This window comes from Agromyces sp. ISL-38, from assembly GCF_018613935.1.
Taxonomy (GTDB): Bacteria; Actinomycetota; Actinomycetes; order Actinomycetales; family Microbacteriaceae; genus Agromyces.
In genome coordinates, this window is the sequence record NZ_JAGGPF010000005.1 from 22,759 (window position 1) to 28,782 (window position 6,024).

The 6,024-nt window shown below is 68.4% G+C and carries 5 protein-coding genes; 3 read left to right on the plus strand and 2 right to left on the minus strand.

The window, feature by feature from the left end; genetic code table 11:
• Nucleotides 1-3 precede the first annotated feature (3 nt).
• Together J7E25_RS04930 and J7E25_RS04935 are read right to left on the minus strand one after the other, a co-directional pair.
• Nucleotides 4-1,344 (minus strand): RNA polymerase sigma factor, encoded by a 1,341-nt coding sequence (locus J7E25_RS04930; RefSeq protein ID WP_214868534.1) that lies wholly within the window; start codon nt 1,342-1,344, stop codon nt 4-6.
• A gap of 287 nt (nt 1,345-1,631) precedes the next feature.
• Entirely contained in the window at nt 1,632-2,558 is a 927-nt protein-coding gene (locus J7E25_RS04935) for a proteasome assembly chaperone family protein (RefSeq protein WP_214868535.1), read from the minus strand.
• Nucleotides 2,559-2,645: 87 nt separating this feature from the next.
• Between J7E25_RS04935 and J7E25_RS04940 the strand changes: the two genes are divergently transcribed.
• The 3 genes from J7E25_RS04940 to J7E25_RS04950 form a co-directional block, all read left to right on the plus strand.
• On the plus strand, nt 2,646-4,118 hold the full coding sequence (locus J7E25_RS04940; RefSeq protein ID WP_214868536.1) for a leucyl aminopeptidase: 1,473 nt from the start codon (nt 2,646-2,648) through the stop codon (nt 4,116-4,118).
• A 100-nt stretch (nt 4,119-4,218) separates the two neighbouring features.
• Nucleotides 4,219-5,592, plus strand: coding sequence for a dihydrolipoyl dehydrogenase (gene lpdA, locus J7E25_RS04945; RefSeq protein WP_214868537.1), 1,374 nt, complete (start codon nt 4,219-4,221; stop codon nt 5,590-5,592).
• 66 nt (nt 5,593-5,658) lie between these two features.
• Nucleotides 5,659-6,024: biotin/lipoyl-containing protein (locus tag J7E25_RS04950; protein ID WP_285289801.1), on the plus strand; the 366-nt coding region annotated here is incomplete at its 3' end.

The window sequence follows — 6,024 nt, forward strand, 5'->3', positions numbered from 1 at the left end:
GGCCTACTCGAGGTAGTCGCGAAGCGACTGCGAGCGCGACGGGTGGCGGAGCTTCGCCATCGTCTTCGACTCGATCTGCCGGATGCGCTCACGCGTCACACCGAACGTGTCGCCGATCTGGTCGAGGGTCTTCGGCATGCCGTCGCCGAGGCCGAAGCGCATGCGGATGACGCCTGCCTCGCGCTCGGAGAGCGAGTCGAGGAGCGACTCGAGCTGCTTCTGCAGCATCGTGAAGCCCACCGCGTCGGCCGGGACGACCGCCTCGGTGTCCTCGATGAGGTCGCCGAACTCGCTGTCGCCGTCTTCACCGAGCGGCGTGTGCAGCGAGATCGGCTCGCGGCCGTACTTCTGCACCTCGATGACCTTCTCGGGGGTCATGTCGAGCTCACGACTGAGCTCCTCGGGCGTGGGCTCGCGACCGAGGTCTTGCAGCATCTGGCGCTGCACGCGGGCGAGCTTGTTGATGACCTCGACCATGTGCACCGGGATGCGGATGGTGCGGGCCTGGTCGGCCATGGCACGGGTGATCGCCTGACGGATCCACCACGTCGCGTACGTCGAGAACTTGAAGCCCTTGGTGTAGTCGAACTTCTCGACTGCACGGATGAGGCCCAGGTTTCCCTCCTGGATCAGGTCGAGGAACTGCATGCCGCGACCCGTGTAGCGCTTGGCGAGCGAGACCACGAGACGCAGGTTCGCGCCGAGGAGGTGGCTCTTCGCGCGCTGGCCGTCTTTCGCCACCCACTGCAGCTCACGACCGAGCTGCGAGCGCTTCTCGGCGTCCGTCATGTGCGAGAGCTTCTCTTCGGCGAACAGTCCCGCCTCGATCCGCATTGCGAGCTCGACCTCTTCGGCCGCGTTCAGGAGCGCGACCTTTCCGATCTGCTTGAGGTAGTCCTTGACGGGGTCGGCCGTGGCACCCGTGATGGCGCTCGAGTAGACCGGAACCTCGTCTTCGTCGTCGACGGCACGCAGCACGAGCGCGCCCGTCGGGTGGGGCTCGACCGCCACCGGCTTGGCGTCGTCGTCATCGGATGCGGCGTCGTCGCCATGCTCCTCGGTGACGACCGCCTCGACGGCGACCTCTTCGAGTTCGCCGGGCTCGACCTCCTCGTCGTCGCCGTCGGCGGCCTTGGCCTTGCCTCGCGGCTTCGTCGCCGTCTTCGCCGTGGACGCGCGCGGCGTCTTCGCCGCCGGCGTCGCCGAACTCTTCGTCGCCGGTGCCTTCGCAGCAGCCGGCTTCGCCTTCGCGGCCGTCGACTTCGCGGCAGTCACGCGCTTCGCGGCGGGCTTCTCAGCCTCTGCCTCGCTCTTCGCCGACGTCGCAGCCTTCGTCGTTGCCATACGTTGAACCTCTCCTACCGTCGCGCGGCGTACGTGCCCTCTCGGACGCTCGGCTCGTGCGCTCGGCCCGGTCGTTTTCGGACACTATGAGGACCCATGTCAAGTCCGCATCTCGACGCAACCATGATTGCGCTGCGGACCAGAACGGGTCCTGCCTCCATTATACAGGCGGACGCTCCCCAAGAGCACCGTGGCGAGCCCGCGCGTCGCCTCCACCATGGGAGAACGCTCGGGCGGCCTGGGTCATTCCCCGGAACGTGGCCGGATCCGCGGCGGACGCCGCGGAATCAGCCGCCGAGCGGCGAGTCGTCGTCGCGCGTGCGGCGGAATGCGAGGAATTTCTCGAGTTCGGCGGCGATCTCGTCGGCCGAGGGCAGCTCGCCGTCTTCGTCGGTGAGCGGCGAGCGGAGCGTCGTGCCCTCCATATAGGAGTCGTGCCGCTCCTCGAGCGTGCCCACGAGCTTGCCGAGTTCGCCGTTCTCAGCCACTTGCTCATCGATACGAGCGAGGAACTCCCGGCTCTGCTCGCGAAGGACATCGGTCGGGAAGATCCGGCCAGTCGAGGCGCTGATGACCTCGAGCGCCGCGATCGCCGCGGCAGGGTACTCGGCGTCGGCGAGATAGTGCGGAATCAGCAGCACGAAGCCCGACGTCGGGTGGCCGAGCTCGTGCAAGCGGTACTCGACGAGGTGCAGGGCGTTGGCGGGCACCTGGGTGGTCGGCCGCCAGATCGACATCGCCTCGATGAGCTCGGTGCGATTGCCGCTCACGGTGACCCCGATCGGCCTGGTGTGCGGAACCGGCATCGGAATCGCGTTGATCCACGTCGTCGTCGAGACCTTCAGGTCTTCGATGAGTCCGAGCACGGCCGAGGCGAACCGCTGCCATTGGAAGTCGGGTTCGTAGCCGGTGAGCAGGAGGAACGATTGCCCGAGGTCGTCGGTCGCGAGATCGAGCGAAAGGCGAGGTGGGCGATAGTCGGCGAGGTGATCGCCCTGGAACAGGATGATCGGTCGGCGCGCGCGGTAGTCGAGCAGCTCGTCGGCGTCGAACGTCGCCACGGTCGTGCTGTCGAGCGTCGACAGCAGGTAGGCGGTGGTCTGGGCCACCGCTGCACCGGCGTCGGCGAAGCCCGTGAGTCCGGCCACGAGCGGGAGTCCGGGAGGTACCGTGACATCCGGATTCAGCTCGTAGAGGGAACGGGGATCGCGCATGTCTCCAGACTACTGAGGGGCTCCGGAGGCATCCGCATGATCACGATGACGCCGATGGTGCCGAGAGCGAACACGTACGATCGCCTGATGGCCACCCCTGCGCTCACCGTCACCGATTCGCCCGCCACCGGGGCCGAGGCAGACATCGTGCTGCTCGCCGCCCGAAGCGGGCCCGACGGACTCGAGCTCCTTGCCGAGGACGGCTTCGACTGGGTCGTCCCCCTCATCACGAAGCTCGGCGCCACCGGGGCGGCCGACGAGCTCACCCGGGTCGCCGGTCTCGACGGCGGACCCCGCGTCGTCGCGGTGATCGGCGTCGGTGAGCGAGCGGATGCCGCGAGCCTCCGCTTGGCCGCCGGCAGCGCGCTCCGGCAGCTCACCGGCAGTCCCACCGTCTCGATCGCGGTTCCCGCCGACGAGGCGAGCACCGCCGCCGCGCTCCTCGAGGGAGCCGCCCTCGGCGCCTACGCCTACGGCGAGTACCGGTCGAAGCCGAAGCCCGCGGTCACCGCGATCGCCCTGCACACCCCGTTCGACGCGGACGCCGTCGGCGTCGAACGAGTGCGCGCCGTCGTCGACGCCGTCGCCCGCACGAAAGACCTCGTCAACATGTCGCCGGCCGACCTCTTTCCCGCACGCCTCGCCGAGATCGCCGTCGAGGCCGCAAGCACGGCCGGCATCTCCGCTCGCATCTGGGATGAGGAGGCGCTCCGGGCAGACGGGTTCGGCGGCATCCTCGCGGTCGGGCTGGGCTCGGAGCGCGGACCGCGGCTCGTTCGCCTCGAGTACGCGCCGGCCGGGGCATCCGTGCACCTCGCCCTCGTCGGCAAGGGCATCACGTTCGACTCCGGCGGGCTCTCCCTGAAGCCGGGCTCATCGATGGTCGGCATGAAGACCGACATGGCGGGCGCCGCCGCCGTGCTCGCGGCGATCGTCGCGCTCGCCGAGCTGCAGGCGCCGATCCACGTGACGGGCTGGCTCGCCCTCGCCGAGAACATGCCCTCCGGATCGGCAGTGCGTCCCAACGATGTGCTGCGCATGCGCGGAGGCACCACCGTCGAGGTGCTGAACACCGACGCGGAGGGGCGTGTCGTGATGGCCGATGCGCTCGTCGCGGCGAGCGAGGAGCAACCCGACCTCATCGTCGACGTCGCGACGCTCACGGGCGCGCAGGTCACGGCGCTCGGCAATCGGATCGCAGGACTCATGGGCGACGACGAGGCCGTCGCGCAGGTGCGTGCCGCCGCCGACGCCGTGGGCGAGGCATCCTGGCCGATGCCGTTGCCGAATGACCTGCTCACGCTGCTGAAGTCGGATGTCGCGGACCTCACGAACACGAAGCTCGGCGCAGGTGTGCCCGGAATGCTGCTCGCCGGGGTCTTCCTCCGCGAGTTCATCGGCACTCGCGATGGCTCGGACGGCGAGCGGGTTCCGTGGGCCCACCTCGACATCGCCGGGCCTTCGCACAACACCTCGGGTGGGTGGGGATTCACGGGTTCGGGGGCTACCGGCGTCGCCGTACGCACCCTCGTGAGGCTGGGCGAGGACCTCTCCGCCTAGGTAGTAGGGTCATATGGGCGAGAACGTCGCCCATACTGTCTGCCCCGGGCACGACCCGGGCAGTTCGTGTCGCAGATCTGGTGCGCAAGGGAGATTGCGGTTGTCCGAGCAGAACTTTGACATTGTCATCCTCGGTGGCGGCAGCGGAGGGTACGCAGCAGCGCTGCGTGCCGTCGAGCTGGGCTTCACTGTCGGCCTCATCGAGAAGGACAAGCTCGGCGGTACATGTCTGCACCGCGGATGCATCCCGACGAAGGCGCTCCTCCACGCTGCCGAGATCGCCGACAACTCGCGCGAATCGGCGAAGTTCGGCGTGCGGTCGGCCTTCGAGGGCATCGACATCCCGGGCGTCACCGCATATCGCGAAGGCATCGTCTCGAGCAAGTACAAGGGCCTGCAGGGCCTCATCAAGGCTCGCGGCATCACCGTGATCGAGGGTGAGGGCCGCCTCGTCGCATCGAACGCCGTGCAGGTCGGCGACGACCGCATCGTGGGCAAGAACGTGATCCTCGCGACCGGCTCCTACTCCCGATCGCTGCCCGGACTCGAGATCGGCGGCCGCGTCATCACGAGCGAGCAGGCGCTCGAGCTCGACTTCGTGCCCAGCAAGGTCGCCGTCCTCGGCGGCGGCGTCATCGGCGTGGAGTTCGCGAGCGTGTGGAAGTCGTTCGGCGCCGACGTCACGATCATCGAGGCGCTCCCCCATCTCGTGCCGAACGAAGAGGAGTCCGTCTCCAAGCAGCTCGAGCGCGCATTCCGCAAGCGCGGCATCGACTACAAGCTCGGCGTGCGGTTCCAGGGCGTCACGCAGCATGACGACGGCGTCGTCGTCTCGCTCGAGAACGGCGAGACCGTCGAGGCCGAGCTCTTGCTCGTCGCCGTCGGCCGTGGTCCCGTCACGCAGGGCCTCGGCTACGAAGAGGCCGGCATCACGATGGATCGCGGCTTCGTCATCACGAACGAGCGTCTTGCGACGAACGTACCCGGCGTGTACGCCGTCGGTGACATCGTTCCCGGCCTCCAGCTCGCGCACCGAGGCTTCCAGCAGGGCATCTTCGTCGCCGAGGAGATCGCGGGCCTGACCCCGATCGTCGTCGACGACGTGAACATCCCGAAGGTCACCTACTGCGACCCCGAGGTCGCCTCGATCGGCTACACCGAAGCGAAGGCCGCCGAGAAGTTCGGCACCGACGAGGTCTCCTCGTACGAGTTCAACCTCGCCGGCAACGGCAAGAGCCACATCCTCGGAACGAGCGGTTCGATCAAGGTCGTGCGCGTGAACGACGGTCCCGTCGTGGGCGTGCACATGATCGGAGCGCGCGTCGGCGAGCTCATCGGCGAAGCCCAGCTCGCCGTGAACTGGGAGGCCTACCCCGAGGACATCGCCCCGTTCATCCACGCTCACCCGACGCAGAACGAGGCGCTCGGCGAGGCATTCCTGAAGCTCGCCGGCAAGCCGCTCCATGCGCTCTGAGCCGGCCGCCCAGATCACGACTGCAATAAGCTAGAAAGCGTCCCACGCTGTGAAGGAGACAAGCGCATGAGCGAATCCGTCAGCCTCCCGGCACTCGGTGAGAGTGTCACGGAGGGCACGGTCACCCGCTGGCTGAAGAACGTCGGCGACCGTGTCGAGGTCGACGAGCCGCTGCTGGAGGTGTCCACCGACAAAGTCGACACCGAGATTCCATCGCCAGTGGCAGGTGTCATCGAGGCGATCCTCGTCCAAGAGGACGAGACCGTCGAGGTGGGCACCGCCCTCGTGACGATCGGCGACGGCACCGGTGCAGCCGAGGCTGCGCCGGCAGCACCCGCGCCGGAAGCCGCAGCGCCCGCCGCAGAAGCGGCACCGGCGCCCGCGCCGGCCGTCGAAACGGCACCGGCGCCCGCCGCCGAGGCCGCGCCGGAG

Coding starts and splice junctions, on each gene's coding strand:
- J7E25_RS04935 (WP_214868535.1), bottom strand. CDS start 2,558: ATGCGCGATCCCCGTTCCCTCTACGAGCTGAATCCGGATGTCACGGTA.
- J7E25_RS04940 (WP_214868536.1), top strand. CDS start 2,646: ATGGCCACCCCTGCGCTCACCGTCACCGATTCGCCCGCCACCGGGGCC.
- J7E25_RS04930 (WP_214868534.1), bottom strand. CDS start 1,344: ATGGCAACGACGAAGGCTGCGACGTCGGCGAAGAGCGAGGCAGAGGCT.